Annotated in this window: 14 protein-coding genes; 10 read left to right on the top strand and 4 right to left on the bottom strand. The window is 51.5% G+C overall.

Annotation, left to right across the window (positions count from 1 at the left end; all coding sequences use genetic code 11):
- Positions 1-243: 243 nt before the first annotated feature.
- The 8 genes from ccoG (at position 244) to ACQ66Q_RS10295 (ending at position 6,974) form a co-directional block, all read left to right on the top strand.
- On the top strand, positions 244-1,653 hold the full coding sequence (ccoG, locus tag ACQ66Q_RS10330; protein WP_430456716.1) for a cytochrome c oxidase accessory protein CcoG: 1,410 nt from the start codon (positions 244-246) through the stop codon (positions 1,651-1,653).
- 125 nt (positions 1,654-1,778) lie between these two features.
- Positions 1,779-2,765, top strand: coding sequence for a serine/threonine protein kinase (locus ACQ66Q_RS10325; protein WP_430456715.1), 987 nt, complete (start codon positions 1,779-1,781; stop codon positions 2,763-2,765).
- Positions 2,766-2,858: 93 nt separating this feature from the next.
- Positions 2,859-3,497 (top strand): thiol:disulfide interchange protein DsbA/DsbL, encoded by a 639-nt coding sequence (locus tag ACQ66Q_RS10320; RefSeq protein WP_377245665.1) that lies wholly within the window; start codon positions 2,859-2,861, stop codon positions 3,495-3,497.
- Positions 3,498-3,515: 18 nt separating this feature from the next.
- Entirely contained in the window at positions 3,516-4,163 is a 648-nt protein-coding gene (locus ACQ66Q_RS10315; protein WP_430456714.1) for a thiol:disulfide interchange protein DsbA/DsbL, read from the top strand.
- A 19-nt stretch (positions 4,164-4,182) separates the two neighbouring features.
- Positions 4,183-4,830 carry a thiol:disulfide interchange protein DsbA/DsbL gene (locus ACQ66Q_RS10310; protein WP_430456713.1) on the top strand — a complete coding sequence of 216 codons (648 nt, stop codon included), beginning with the start codon at positions 4,183-4,185 and terminating at the stop codon, positions 4,828-4,830.
- A gap of 156 nt (positions 4,831-4,986) precedes the next feature.
- Positions 4,987-5,592, top strand: a complete 606-nt coding sequence (locus ACQ66Q_RS10305; protein ID WP_430456712.1) for a hypothetical protein — start codon at positions 4,987-4,989, stop codon at positions 5,590-5,592.
- Positions 5,593-6,192: 600 nt separating this feature from the next.
- Positions 6,193-6,693 (top strand): hypothetical protein, encoded by a 501-nt coding sequence (locus ACQ66Q_RS10300; protein WP_430456711.1) that lies wholly within the window; start codon positions 6,193-6,195, stop codon positions 6,691-6,693.
- The gene (locus ACQ66Q_RS10295) at positions 6,690-6,974 is read left to right on the top strand and encodes a hypothetical protein (protein ID WP_430456710.1); all 285 of its coding nucleotides are present in this window, start codon (positions 6,690-6,692) and stop codon (positions 6,972-6,974) included. The genes ACQ66Q_RS10300 and ACQ66Q_RS10295 overlap by 4 nt, the downstream gene beginning before the upstream one ends.
- 98 nt (positions 6,975-7,072) lie before the next feature.
- On the opposite strand, the gene ACQ66Q_RS10290 is transcribed toward ACQ66Q_RS10295, so the two are convergent.
- From ACQ66Q_RS10290 to ACQ66Q_RS10275, 4 genes are read right to left on the bottom strand one after another with little or no spacing between them, the layout of a single operon-like run.
- The gene (locus ACQ66Q_RS10290; RefSeq protein WP_430456709.1) at positions 7,073-8,008 is read right to left on the bottom strand and encodes an alpha/beta hydrolase; all 936 of its coding nucleotides are present in this window, start codon (positions 8,006-8,008) and stop codon (positions 7,073-7,075) included.
- Positions 8,008-9,195, bottom strand: coding sequence for a serine hydrolase domain-containing protein (locus ACQ66Q_RS10285; protein ID WP_430456708.1), 1,188 nt, complete (start codon positions 9,193-9,195; stop codon positions 8,008-8,010). Before ACQ66Q_RS10285 ends, ACQ66Q_RS10290 begins: the two co-directional genes overlap by 1 nt.
- The gene (locus ACQ66Q_RS10280; RefSeq protein ID WP_430456707.1) at positions 9,188-10,606 is read right to left on the bottom strand and encodes a peptidoglycan DD-metalloendopeptidase family protein; all 1,419 of its coding nucleotides are present in this window, start codon (positions 10,604-10,606) and stop codon (positions 9,188-9,190) included. The genes ACQ66Q_RS10285 and ACQ66Q_RS10280 overlap by 8 nt, the downstream gene beginning before the upstream one ends.
- Positions 10,600-10,977, bottom strand: coding sequence for a BlaI/MecI/CopY family transcriptional regulator (locus ACQ66Q_RS10275; protein WP_430456706.1), 378 nt, complete (start codon positions 10,975-10,977; stop codon positions 10,600-10,602). Before ACQ66Q_RS10275 ends, ACQ66Q_RS10280 begins: the two co-directional genes overlap by 7 nt.
- Before the next feature lie 246 nt (positions 10,978-11,223).
- Between ACQ66Q_RS10275 and ACQ66Q_RS10270 the strand changes: the two genes are divergently transcribed.
- Positions 11,224-11,934, top strand: coding sequence for a response regulator transcription factor (locus ACQ66Q_RS10270; RefSeq protein ID WP_430456705.1), 711 nt, complete (start codon positions 11,224-11,226; stop codon positions 11,932-11,934).
- Entirely contained in the window at positions 11,931-13,184 is a 1,254-nt protein-coding gene (locus tag ACQ66Q_RS10265) for a sensor histidine kinase (RefSeq protein WP_430456704.1), read from the top strand. Before ACQ66Q_RS10270 ends, ACQ66Q_RS10265 begins: the two co-directional genes overlap by 4 nt.
- Positions 13,185-13,217 lie beyond the last annotated feature (33 nt).

Here is a 13,217-nt window from a genome sequence, read left to right as displayed (position 1 = left end):
ACAACCACGACTTGCATGTAAACATTATTTACACTTCAATAAGCTGTCTACGCTAAGCCTCAGAAAACATGAGCTATATCAATTGGTCTGCATATTGCTTGATGCATCATTCAAGTTCAGATTGATCCCTGCTATATCCATCAATTCAGCAGGGACTTTGGACAAGCAGCTGGCGGTAACTGCTATACTCGCAAACCTGCCAGACTGTTACTGCAGTTTTTACAGCAAAAAAAGAGGTACCCCTTGGACCAGCAACAACGAATTCCGGTCAAAGTCGACATGCACAACCCAAAAGCGCCGGATCATTATCCGTCGCGGGATCGGATCTATGTCCGTGCGGTAAAAGGGCTGCATCAGCGTCTGCGCCGTAACATGGGTTTTGTCTTTATGGCGATGTTTTTTCTGCTGCCATGGTTACAGTTTGAAGGCCATCAGGCCGTGTTGTTCGACCTCGACGAGCAGAAATTTAATATCTTCGGCATGACATTGTGGCCACAGGATTTCACCATCATGGCGTGGATTTTTGTGATCGGCGCCTATGCTTTGTTTTTTGTTACCACTTTCTACGGCCGGGTTTGGTGTGGCTATATGTGCCCGCAAACGGTCTGGACTTTTATTTTTATCTGGTTTGAAGAGAAAATTCAGGGCAGCCGCAACAACCGGATGAAGTTGGACAAAGATCCATGGAGTGGCCAGAAAGTATTGAAAAAAGGCCTGACCCATTTCGCCTGGCTGGCATTTTCACTGCTGACATCGTTGATTTTTGTCGGTTACTTCACACCGATTGATCAGTTGTTTATTGACTTCTTTACCGCACAGGCAAGTTTCTGGTCTGTGGTTTTTGTGCTGATTTTTATGTTCTGTACTTACGGGAATGCAGGCTGGATGCGTGAAATCATGTGTACGCACATTTGCCCATACGCCCGCTTCCAGTCGGCCATGTTTGATAAAGACACCTTTACCGTCACCTACGACACCGCCCGTGGTGAAAATCGTGGCCCGCGTTCGCGTAAAGATACCGAATACAAAACCAAAGGCTTGGGTGACTGTATCGACTGTAACTTGTGTGTGCACGTCTGTCCGACCGGTATCGATATCCGCAACGGCCTGCAGTATGAGTGCATCAATTGTGGCGCTTGTATCGATGCATGCGACGATACTATGGATAAAATGGGCTATGCGAAAGGCCTGATCAGCTACACCACAGAGCACAGCCTCAATGGTAAACCGACCAAAGTAGTGCGACCAAAGCTACTGGGCTATTTTGTTGTATTGTTGGTGGTATGTGCCGCATTCGGCTGGACTTTGTGGACACGATTGCCGGCTGAGCTGGATGTGGTGCGTGACCGCGGCAGCCTGTTCCGTGAAACGGACGAAGGTCTGATTGAAAACACCTATACCTTGAAGATAATCAATAAATCGCAGCAAGAACAGACGTTCAAACTGAGCTTTACTGGTATGGATAAGGTCAATTGGCTCGGCATCACCGAAGTGACGATAAAAGGTGGAGACACGGCCAGTGTACCAATTAGTCTGTCAGCCGATCCGGCAGACATGACCAAGCCGATGACTGATATTGAATTCAGTATCGAAAATGCCGCTGACGCAGAAGTCCGTTTGTCGCAGCGCAGCAACTTCTTTTCGGCGCGATAAGCGCTTAGTCTCAGGATAAAGCCGCCACCAGGCGGCTTTTTTATGCACAGGATGTACCGTATGCAGCGCTTGCCCAGCCACGGTATGATGCCCAACCCAATAGATCACTGCGCCGGAAATCCATGATGTCTGCCAATTTTCACTTTCACCAGTTACAGCCTGATCTGTTGCTCGATGCGTTAGAGAGTTACCACATTCGCCTTGAAAGCGGCCTGATGGCATTGAACAGCTATGAGAATCGGGTCTACCAGTTCAAGGCCGATGATATGCAACGCTATGTGGTGAAGTTCTATCGCCCTGAACGCTGGACGGCTTTGCAGATCGCCGAAGAACATCAGTTCTGCCGCGATTTACAGCAGGCTGAGCTCGATATCATTGCGCCTTTGCAGTTTGATGGACAAAGCCTCTTACAGTATCAACATTATTATTTTGCCGTATTCCCCAGTAAAGGCGGCCGGCCGTTCAGTGCCGAACAGGATGAACACTGGGAACAGTTAGGTACCTTGCTTGGCCAGCTGCATCAGGTCGGCGCCGCCAGCACTTTTCAGCATCGGCCAACGCTTCAGGTCCAGACAGAATTACAACAAGCCCTGCCACAACTGCTGCAATGCCCGCTGATGCCAGCAGCACTGCGTCCCCAATATCAACGTACGCTGGAACAACTGCTGCATACTATTCAGCAATTACCTGCCGTTAAGTGGCGCTCCCGGCGTATCCACGGTGATTGTCATGCCGGTAATATCCTGACCGACCAACAGCTGTTTTTACTGGATTTTGACGACTGCCTGCAAGGACCAGCGGTGCAGGATTTCTGGATGTTATTGTCCGGCGATGAGATGGAACAGCGGATCCAACTTGAAATACTGACTGAGCAATATCAGAACTTTACTGATTTTAACCAGTCAGAACTGGCGTTGATTGAACAGCTGCGGTGCCGGCGTATGGTGTTGTACATGGTATGGCTGGCCAAACGTTGGGCGGATCCGGCCTTTCCTTTGCATTTCCCATGGTTTGCACATGAGGATTACTGGCAGCAACAACTGCAGCAGTTACAACAACAGAACCTGCGGCTGCAACAGCCGACACTGAGATTATATCCATATGATATCTGACAGATGCCGGTTACAGAGGCTATACAGCAGAAATTGCTTCAGTGTAAGCTGTGCGCCATCACATGTTGTTTAACGGATTTACTGGAATTTGTTATGAAAAAACTGTTGTCATTTATTCTCGCATTTTGTCTGGTACCCGCGGCGCTGGCGGTTGGTGGACCTTATGAAGAAGGCACGCATTACGAAGTGATTGCTGAGCAAGGCACGGCTAAACCTGAAGTGAAAGAATATTTCTCCTTTTATTGCCCACACTGTTTTGCCTTTGATCCTTATGTGAAAAGCCTGGAAAAATCGCTGCCACAAGGCACCGTATTGAAAAAGTACCACGTCGATTTTATGGGACAGGCCAAGCAAGAAATTCAGGCCGGATTGACGCAGGCGATGATTCTGGCCAAAGCCAAAGGCAAAGGCGATGAAGTCAGCAAAGCGATTTTTGAGCATATCCACGTCAAACATCAACCCTTTGCTTCTGCTGCTGATATCCGCGCTGTAGTTGTTGGTGCCGGTCTTGATGAAGCCATTTATGACAAAGAGATCAATAACTTCGTGGTGAAATCTCAGACCAAACTGATGCAAAAGAGCCAGGCCGATGCTTCCAAAACCAAAGTACTGGACTCTGTGCCGACTTTTATCGTCAACGGTCGGTATAAAATCATCAATAAATCGCTGGATACCTCGAACACCGAGCAGGATTTCAAAGCCTTAGTGCAGCATCTGCTGGCAAAACCATAATCAGACGGAGCTGTTGGCATGTTCAAAGTGTTCGCAAAATCCATCGTGCTGTGTGCAGGTCTTGCATTGACTGCATTCAGCCATGCTGCCGGAAGCTATCTCGAAGGAACACACTACGAAGTGGTCGCGGAACAGGCAACCACGAAACCCGAAGTGAAAGAGTTTTTTTCGTTTTATTGTCCGGCCTGTTTTGCATTTGATCCATACGTCAATAGTCTCGAAAAGTCATTGCCGGACGGTACCGTTGTTAAAAAGTACCATGTTGATTTTATGGGTGCAGCCAGCAAAGAGATCCAGGCACAGCTGACGCAGGTGCTGGTTCTGGCGAAAGCCAAAGGCAAAGGTGCAGAAGTTGGCCAGGCGTTGTTCAACCACATCCACGTCAAACGTCAACCATTCGCCTCCGCTGAGGACATTCGTGTCGTTGCGACTGCCGCAGGCATAGATCCGACGATTTATGACAAAGAAATCAATAGTTTTGCTGTGAAGTCTCAGACTAAACTCATGCAAAAAGAACAAGAACAGTTCAGCAAATCCAAAGTCTTGAATTCAGTCCCGACGATCATCGTCAATGGTCGTTATAAGATCATCAATCAATCTCTGGACAAGACCAACACCGAGCAGGATTTCAAAGCCTTAGTGCAACATCTGCTGGCAAAACCATAATCAGTTAAGGTATTCAGATATGTTCAAACCATTCTTTCAAGCCATTGTGTTATGCGCAGGTGTTGCTGCAAGTGCGATTAGTGTCGCTGCAACCACTTTTACCGAGGGCAAGCATTACGAAGTCGTCGCCGACACCGCCACAGCTACGCCTGTGGTCACTGAGTTTTTCTCGTTTTACTGTGGCCATTGTTTCGCCTTTGAGCCTTTAGCCAATAAGCTGGCCGCCAGCCTGCCAAAAGGCGTCAAGTTTGAGAAAAACCATGTCGACTTTATCCAGGCTAGCCCGCCTGAAGTGCAAAACAGTCTGGCTCGCGCCTACCTGGTCGCCCATAATGCTGGCAAAGGTGAAGAAGTTGCTGGCATGATTTTTCACTATATCCACCGCCAGAAAGCGAACTTTGCTTCCGATGGCGATATCCGCTCCTTGTTGCTGGTGAATAATTTCGACAGCGCTACCTTTGATAAAGGCTTTAATAGCATGCCGGTTTTAGCTGCTGCCAACAAAATGAAAGAGCAGCAGACCTACTGGACTGAAAAGAAAGTACTGACAGGGGTGCCGATGTTGTTGGTCAATGGCAAATTCAAAGTAAAATTTGACGGCCTCGATGAGAAAAATGCCGACAAAGAGCTGATTGAATTGCTGGCCTACCTGGCGGCTAAGAAATAATATTCTAAGTATCCAACGCTTTTTAGTACTGACAAAAACCGGTTTTACGCCGGTTTTTTATTTCGCGGCCCGACCACCTGCAAATTTACAATATTTCACAACTCAGCAAACAAAGCTCGTTTAAGTTAACTTCAGTCTATTCCATTCTGAGGGCTTATGATGAAATCTTGGCTTTTGAGTTTTTCGCTGTTATGCGCTATTGCGGGCTGTGGTGGTAGTAATTCAACGGCCAAGCCAATCCCTGAGCCAACAAAGCAGCATCAACCTGGCAAGTATTTGTTTGCCGCTGTTTATGAAAATCATTCTTGGCTACATACCCGAAAAGGTTTTGTGATCAAAGGCAACGGCGATCTGTATTATTTTGACCTGTCTGATACTACCGCAACATTACCCGCTGCCGAGCAAGCCAGTGAAGCTGAGCTGACCCGTTTCTTTGAAGCTGCGCGGTTTGAATTTGTGCAGACGGTGCCCGCAGAACAACTCAATCAGTTATGGCTGCAAGGTCGGGACCTTAGTAACAACACCCTTGGTAAAGAACAAAGCAGCTGCCGTGATGCGGGGAAATATCAATATCTGATGTTTCAGCCAGTAGGCAATCAGCAATACCGCCAAGCGCTGATCTATCAAACCGGCGACTTTCGCCGTGAACAGCAGGATAGCAAGGCGGAGCTATTGAAAGATTATCTGGTGAAACAAGCTGTGAAACTACAGATTGCCTACATACTGGACCCTGATGGCAATAACTGGTGTTCGGGACTTTAATCAGCATGAAAAGCAGCAATCCGCTGTTTTTTGTACTTTTACCTGAAAATATCAGATCTTTATCAACTAATTCCCGCGCAGAAGTGCGCCAGCTTGATTGTTTTTCACACTTTTAGTCACTTATAGTTCACAAAAAACATATCAGCGCACCATGCTGCGCTTAATCACAAGTCCAATCGGGTGACAACTATGAACGATCTGAGTATTCAGGGCAGCAGGGCATACGCGGTCGCGTATGCATCTAACGACGCTAAAACCCAGGCAGTGGCGCCGACGACAACAACCACGTCAACCTCCGGCCAAAGTAGCAGTGATAAAGTGTCTATAAGCGCAGCAGCTCTCAACAAGTTTCAAAGTGAAACAACATTAACCTCGTCAGTGACCTCAACCAGCGGTGGCGAGCCAGAGGCTCCAGGTTCCGGCAGGACTGAAACAGCTCAAAGTGGCGGTAGTACTCCGCCCCCACAAACCCCGCCAGTAGTAACACCGTTTAATGGTGAAGGCATAAGACCTCCTGTTTGAAAAATTTTCAATCAAATTAGGCTAAATATAATATCAAATACATAACATCTGAGACACTAAACAATGCTGAGTGGGAATTTGTATGAATCGCTCAAAGATATAGGTGATGCTACGAGCGTTGTTTATGCTGCTCTGTTTTTGCTTGCATTTTTCTTTGAAAAGAAAATGAGTTCTGCTACGGTGGCACTTTTAGTTCTTTGTTTGACCAAAGGAATTGCAATTTTGTTGCTTCCTTACTTATTAACAGTTGCTTCAGAGCCTGGGATACATAATAAGTTTGCGTGGTATGGGTCGTGGATGTTCTTAAACGTACTTTGCATCGTATTAATTTCGAAGTTTCATATCGCAAATCAGATAAGAGCATCAAAAGTAGCACTTACGGTATCTTTGGCCTATGTTGCATTTACAATAATACAGGCTATTGATTTCATCGACAGAGCAACTTTAGACAACGGATTCTTTGCGACTGCTTATCAAATAAGCATTCCAACAATTAATATTGGACTCATCCCGCTAATTTGTTATTTCTGGCTACAAGATTTCCGGAAAGTAGCCTTGCACAACAGGGGAATTAAATGAGCTTTGTTTTGATACTAGCAAGCATTAGCTTGGTCGTACTGGCACTAGCTGCTCACATAAAGCTGTTAGCTCTCGCAGGCGAACCCCAAATCTATGCCGAAGTCGCCAGCGAGCTGCAGCAGCGGGCGCATGATTTATTGGTGCGTAAAGATCATATTGAAGCGCGTGCTAATCTCAATCTGGTCGAAGAAAACGAACGCTGGAAAAATGATTTGGCGCAGTATATGGAAGATTATGAGCAAGAGGCTCTGGCGCGCCGGCGGATCCATCTGGGTCATTAAGTAGCCAAGAAGTCAGGCTGATTGAGCTCTGAACTTGTCAAAAAACTAAAGGCAGCCTGAGTTCGGCTGCATTTTTGTATTTGTTGCTGGGCACAGCATTAACCGCCGGTATAAGGCCCCGCCCCTGGCAAAATCTCCAGCATGGCGCGCGTGACCATCGACGGAAATACGGTCAGATGATCTTCGTCTGCCAGCACCTTCGCCTGCACTTTCAGACCGGGCTGTTTGGCTTGTCGCACTAACAGTGCAAACTGTTGCATATCACCGACCAGGTCAGTTTCAGCATAATGTCTTGCTGTCGGGCCTGGCTGTTCAAAACTGCCACTGTACAAGCGGATATTGGCCATAGCTGTCTTTGGCATGGCGGCCAGCAGTGTCGGCGCGGCCTGCAGCAGCTGCTTTTTGTCAAACCACAGCGAAGGACTGCTCAGTACGTAGTGACTGAACAATGTTGGCTGATGCAGGACCAGATAAGCACCAAATAAACCGCCATAAGAATGACCGAGATAAATCTGCCGCTGTGGGTTAATCCGGTATTGTTGCTGCAGCAACGGTAATACCTGCTTCGCGACAAACCCGGCAAAGGCTGGCGCGTTGCCATAAACCGTGGCGCCATAGTCTTCACCAGGCAGAGCCGGGCGGGCTTTTACATTCGTTGGCGTGTAATCCCGGCTGCGGCTGGCAACTGGCGTTTCAGTGGCCGGATAAGCCAGCCCCGCCAGAACAAAGTCTTCGATATTCCGGCCTTGTTGCCCCACGCGGTTGCGGATGCTGCGGATCAGCGGGAACGCATAAGGCGCGTCGGTCACCAGTAATAATGGGCAGGCGCTTTTGCGCTGCTGACAGGATGGCGGAACATCCACCCACAGCGGATAACTGCGCCCCTGAAATTGCAGCTCATGCACTGCGGTACCGGCTAAGCTGACAGACGGCGGCGTTTCTGCAGCTTCTGCCGTCACACAGAACACCAGAGCCAACAACGAATAGCGCAGGGTTTGTCCGAGTTGAGTACCTGGCAGCTTATAGCTCGACATTATCTTGCCCCTTTTTTCGCGGTGCCATGCTTGTGTTTTGCCAGCTGCGGTCCGGGCAACACTTGCTGCCAGAACCAGCCTGCCAGTTTGCCGGTGACATCGGCTTCAGCGTTGGTCAACAGCACCAGGCCATAACCGGTCGCGGGCGAATAAGCGATATAAGGCCGGTAACCGTCGACCACGCCGGCATGGTAATACAGCTTGTCCTCGCCATACTGCACCATACGCCAGCCACGGCCGTACCACGCACTGGCATTGCGATATTGCTGCCAGACCGGCCAGCGCGGCTTCCCTGGCATTTTTACCAGCGGCTGTTGCAGCTGACTGAGCAGTGCCGGCGAAAACACTTCTGGTCGGTGTCCCAGCATCGCAATCAGGTACTGCGACAAGTCCCGTGCACTGGCATTAACGCCGGCAGCGGCTGGAAAACGATAGAAATTGGCTTTAGGCTTCACAGTGCGCCAGCCTTTGCCACCACGTTGATGCGGCAACGCTTTGTTGCGGCTGGCCAGCAAACCGGTCAGACCGTACGACGCAGTATGCATTTGTAGTGGTGCAAACACTCTTTCACTGACCAAAGTTTCATAAGGCTGGCCGGTACTTTGCTCTGCCGCGCGGCCCAATAATCCAAACAACACGTTCTGGTAGCTATAACAACGACCTGGCGGGCACACCGGCGCCAGCTCAGCCAACCGCGGCAGAATTTGCGCCGGAGTTTGGTCGGCTTCTATCAGGTCCTCAAAAGCATGTGCCCAAAAACCTGAGCCTTGCGACAAAATGGTTTCGACACTGACTTTTTCCTCAATCGCCGCGGTTTTCAGCTGCAGTTCCGGCACATAAGCCTTCAACGGTTGCTGCAAATCCAGCCGGCCCTGCTGGGATAACTGCACCATGATATTGCCAGCAAAAGTTTTCGACACCGAGGCTAACCGGAACACAGTGTCTGCATTGACCCGGGCGTTGTCGCCGACGGCGCGTACGCCATAGCTACCAAGCGCCAGCACCTGGTTCTGATACACAATGGCATAAGCACCGCCAGGAACTTTGGCCTGCTGCAGCTGCTGATTAAACTGCTGCTGGAATTGCGGCAATAATGCCGGATCTGCGCTGGCTTCAGCCTGCGGCATGGAGGTGATCCAGCCCAGTGCAGCACAAATCCATAGCTGTAAACGGTACTTCTTATTCACCCGTCGCTCCTTGCAGCTGGTCCAGTGGCAATACTGTTGCCGGATCAATCCGCTGCCCATTTAATAACAATTCCAGATGTAGATGCGGACCGGTAGTGCGGCCTGAATTCCCCAAAGTACCAATCACCTGACCGGCATCAACCTGCTGACCAGGCTGCACGTCGACCCGATCTAAATGCGCAAACATCGACTGATAACCACCGCCATGGTCCAGCAGCACCACATTGCCGAGATTGGCGTGCAGACTGCCAGTGCCAGCCAGCAACACCCGGCCCGCTGCCACGGCTTGCACCGTGGTGCCACGCGCGGCGATCACATCGACGCCACTATGTGGTTTGTTTTGGCGGAAATTGTGCACTTCACCATACCAGGAGCCCACTTTGCCCTGCACCAACGGCGCCAGCCACTGCGAAGGGGCTAGTCCGGTCAGTTCAGTTTTAATCGCCCATGCCGGCAGGCACAGCGTACAGATCGTGGCGATGATCAGTCTGCGCTGCCAGCGTGGCAACGCCGGGCCTGGTTGCATGATTTGACCAAGCCGGTGCTGCAGCACTGCGCCGCTGCCACTGCCGGCACAGGCTTGCAACCAACGGCCGGCTGGCGTCGCCTGATGCTGCGCGCGGATCGCCTGCAATAAAGTTCTGGCATACAGCGCACGCTGTTTGGGTTTTTGCCTCAGCACCCAGCCATCGACCTGCGTTTCCATCGCTTGCTGGAAATGCCGTTCCAGCAGACGCAGTGCAGGATTAAACCAACACAAGGCACACAGCAGTCTCCAACTTAATAACCACAATGGATCACGGCGTTGCAGGTGCTTCAGTTCATGCCATAACAGTAACTGTTGCTGAGCTGGGGTCAGCTGCCAGAACCATTCCGGCAACCACAACACGGCACGCCGGATGCCACTGACAAACAGGCTGCCTCCGACCGGCAACTGTTGCAGCTGCAACGCCGGGTATTGGCCCAGCATGCGCTGTAGTGCCGGATCGTCCTGTATTGCAGGTTGCAGCATCTGCAGCGGCAACGGTGCCGATAACCGATAGAGCGCGCGCCACAAACGCCACTGTCGTGCCATCAACAACAACGAAATCAATGAGCCAAGCGCCAACAGCAGCGTCGCCAGTTGTGGTAACAAGGCTTGCAACGGCTGCTGTTCCACCCAGCCTGGATGCGCCGGCAACGCCAGAAACGGGCTGATCCCGTGATCAAGTTGCTGTGACCAGTGCTTCGGCAAATGGACAGCACTGTCTGGCCAGGGCAAAAATGGCAGCAGCGAAACCAGCAGCAGCAAAGGCGCCAGCGCCGGCCAGTTTGACAGCGCAGAAAAACGCTGGGCCGCGCGTTGTAAGCACCATGCGGCGATGGTGCTCAGCAGCACCCAGCAAAATAACGCCAACAGCAGATTCAGCATGAATCACCGCCTTGCTCCAGCTGCTGTAGTTGTTGTTCTAGTGCCTGGAGATCGTCAGCTGTTAATAACCGGCTGTCGGCAAACATGGCCAATGGCATCGGTTGTTTCAGCTCCAGCACCCGGCTGGCAAAATCCTGCGCTAATGCGGCCAGCGTTGCCACTTTCGTCACTTGGGCGCTGTAGCTGTTCTGATTGCCTTGTAACTCTGCCGCCAACAACCCCTTGTCGACCATTCGCTCCAGCGTTTTGCGTGTTGAGGAATAGCTCCAGCCTAAGACATCGGCCAACTGGTCATGCAATTCGCGGCCGGTTTGCGGCTGCAGCTGCCATAGCAATTTAAGAATTTCCAGTTCAGGTGCTGTTGGTTGCATCGGCGTGTCCTGCCTGTTCAGAGATGACCAAATACTGCGACAGATGTCGCAGATTGGCAAGCAAAAATTGCGACAGATGTCGCAGATAGATGTTGAATGTATAAAACAACAGCAGCTACAGCGGTTTCCCCTGCCAAATTTGACAGATTTTTCACGCCGGCCACGTTATGCTGAATACTTCCTGCAATAACAAGCTGGCCGCTACGGCGCTCAGCCCTGCTGCAACGACCACCAGCGAAGAGACAGATGTCAGGCACCGCATTTAATCCCGCTCCACTACATATCCTGCTGATCGAAGATGAGCCGGCATTGGCGCGCAATATCGTCGATTACCTGCAAATGTGCGGTCATCAGACAGATTACGCTGCCGATGGCCAACAGGGTCTGCAATTAGCACTGCAGCAGCATTTTGATGTGATTTTGCTGGATCTGATGTTGCCGCGACTGGATGGCCTCAGCCTGTGCCGGCAACTGCGCCAGCAAGCCTCGCGGCATACTCCCGTGCTGATGCTAACGGCGCGCGACACGCTGGATGACAAAGTGCAGGGCTTTCACGCCGGCTCCGATGATTACCTGACCAAACCTTTTGCGCTGGCCGAACTGGGGCTACGCTGTCAGGCGCTGGCGCGCCGCACACAGCCACAGGACTATTGCCTGAGCATCGGTCCGCTGACGCTGGATCGGCGTGCCCATCAGGCCTGGCGCGACGGTCAGTTGCTGCAACTGCACCCGCTTGGCTTTCAAATCCTGCAACTGCTGGCTGAAGCGTACCCGGCGCTGCTCAGTCGTCAGCAATTGTCAGAACGGCTCTGGCCGGACGACGCACCGGATTCTGATGCTCTGCGCAGCCATATTTATCTGCTACGTCAACAGCTCGACAAACCCTTTGCCAACGCGCTGCTGCATACCGTACATGGTGTTGGCTTTGTACTGCGCCTGTCCGAGACCTTGCCATGAGCCGCAACAGCATCGTGGCGAAAACTTCACTGACACTGCGCATTCGCGCCGCATTTTTGTTACTGGCACTGGCCTGCGGTCTGATGTTTGCCCTGCTGAATCTGATTTTTGTCTACACCACCGAAGATGCGTTTTTTTATCAACGTCTCGATAGCGAGATCGCGAGGCAGCAGCAGTTGCCGGCGCCGCAACCACCGCTGGATCCTCATTTGCAGCTATATCGAACGCAGACAGAATTTCCGGCCGATCTGGCGGCGGCCTTTACGCAACAACCAAAAGGTGCTGAGTTTGCCGGTGAGCAAGGCCGACATTATCATCTGCGTCGTTGGGTGCATCCTTCCGGCAATACACAGCTGTATCTGGTGATGGAAGTCAGTCAACAACTGGTGGTGCGGCCTTTTCGCCACATTATGTTCAGCATCTATGGTGTGTTACTCAGTGTATTCCTGCTGCTGGCGCTGGGCCTTGGCTGGTATCTGGCACGCCGCGCCAGCCGGCCGCTGCAACAGCTGGCCCTGTTGGTACAGCAGGACCCGCTGCCACTGGGCTTTGCCAGCCAGTTTCAGGATCAGGAAATCAGCCTGTTGGCGCATAAACTGGAGCAAAGCATGCTGCGGCTGCAACAGTTTGCCGAGCGCGAGCGCCAGTTCAGCCGTGACGCCAGCCATGAACTGCGCACCCCGCTGGCAGTGATCCAGAGCAGCTGCGAGTTATTGCTGCTGAACCCACCCGCCGATGCCGACGCCGCGCGCCGCCTGCAACAGATCGCCAGCGCCTGCAGCCAGATGCATCTGCTGATCCAAAGTCTGTTACTGATGGCACGCGAGGCCGACGCTGCTGCCGGCAGTCCGGTCGATCTCGCTGCGACACTGCAGCAACTTTGGCAACAACAGCAACAATGGCAACCGCGGCCTGAACTAATTTTGCAGTTACAGCTGCCAGAGACGCTGACTTTTTTGGCACCGCCTGAATTGTTGCGGCTGCTGTTGAGTAATCTGCTGCAAAATATCTGGCGCCACAGTGCCGCTGGCACTGTGTGTATCAGTGCCGGTGAATGCTGGCTACAGTTGAAAAATCCGCGCACCACAAATCCAGGCGCTGCCAGTGCCTTATCCGGCTTTGGCCAGGGTATTGCACTGCGGTTGGCGCAGGCTTGTGCGCTGGACCTGCACTGTGAAGCGACACCGCAGTTATGGCGCAGCCGGTTGTGCTGGCGAATTCAGCAGGTTAAGCCGGTAGCGCCGGTTTGACATAAATTTCACCTGATAACCTGCACACTATGG

This window comes from Rheinheimera sp. (assembly GCF_965283995.1).
Classification (GTDB): Bacteria; Pseudomonadota; Gammaproteobacteria; order Enterobacterales; family Alteromonadaceae; genus Pararheinheimera.
This window is presented reverse-complemented; position numbering and strand designations above follow the sequence as displayed.

Excerpts from the sequence above, each read along its gene's own strand:
- ACQ66Q_RS10325 (WP_430456715.1), top strand. The coding sequence starts at position 1,779 with ATGTCTGCCAATTTTCACTTTCACCAGTTACAGCCTGATCTGTTGCTC.
- ACQ66Q_RS10320 (WP_377245665.1), top strand. The coding sequence starts at position 2,859 with ATGAAAAAACTGTTGTCATTTATTCTCGCATTTTGTCTGGTACCCGCG.
- ACQ66Q_RS10315 (WP_430456714.1), top strand. The coding sequence starts at position 3,516 with ATGTTCAAAGTGTTCGCAAAATCCATCGTGCTGTGTGCAGGTCTTGCA.
- ACQ66Q_RS10310 (WP_430456713.1), top strand. The coding sequence starts at position 4,183 with ATGTTCAAACCATTCTTTCAAGCCATTGTGTTATGCGCAGGTGTTGCT.
- ACQ66Q_RS10305 (WP_430456712.1), top strand. The coding sequence starts at position 4,987 with ATGATGAAATCTTGGCTTTTGAGTTTTTCGCTGTTATGCGCTATTGCG.
- ACQ66Q_RS10295 (WP_430456710.1), top strand. The coding sequence starts at position 6,690 with ATGAGCTTTGTTTTGATACTAGCAAGCATTAGCTTGGTCGTACTGGCA.
- ACQ66Q_RS10290 (WP_430456709.1), bottom strand. The coding sequence starts at position 8,008 with ATGTCGAGCTATAAGCTGCCAGGTACTCAACTCGGACAAACCCTGCGC.
- ACQ66Q_RS10280 (WP_430456707.1), bottom strand. The coding sequence starts at position 10,606 with ATGCTGAATCTGCTGTTGGCGTTATTTTGCTGGGTGCTGCTGAGCACC.
- ACQ66Q_RS10275 (WP_430456706.1), bottom strand. The coding sequence starts at position 10,977 with ATGCAACCAACAGCACCTGAACTGGAAATTCTTAAATTGCTATGGCAG.
- ACQ66Q_RS10270 (WP_430456705.1), top strand. The coding sequence starts at position 11,224 with ATGTCAGGCACCGCATTTAATCCCGCTCCACTACATATCCTGCTGATC.
- ACQ66Q_RS10265 (WP_430456704.1), top strand. The coding sequence starts at position 11,931 with ATGAGCCGCAACAGCATCGTGGCGAAAACTTCACTGACACTGCGCATT.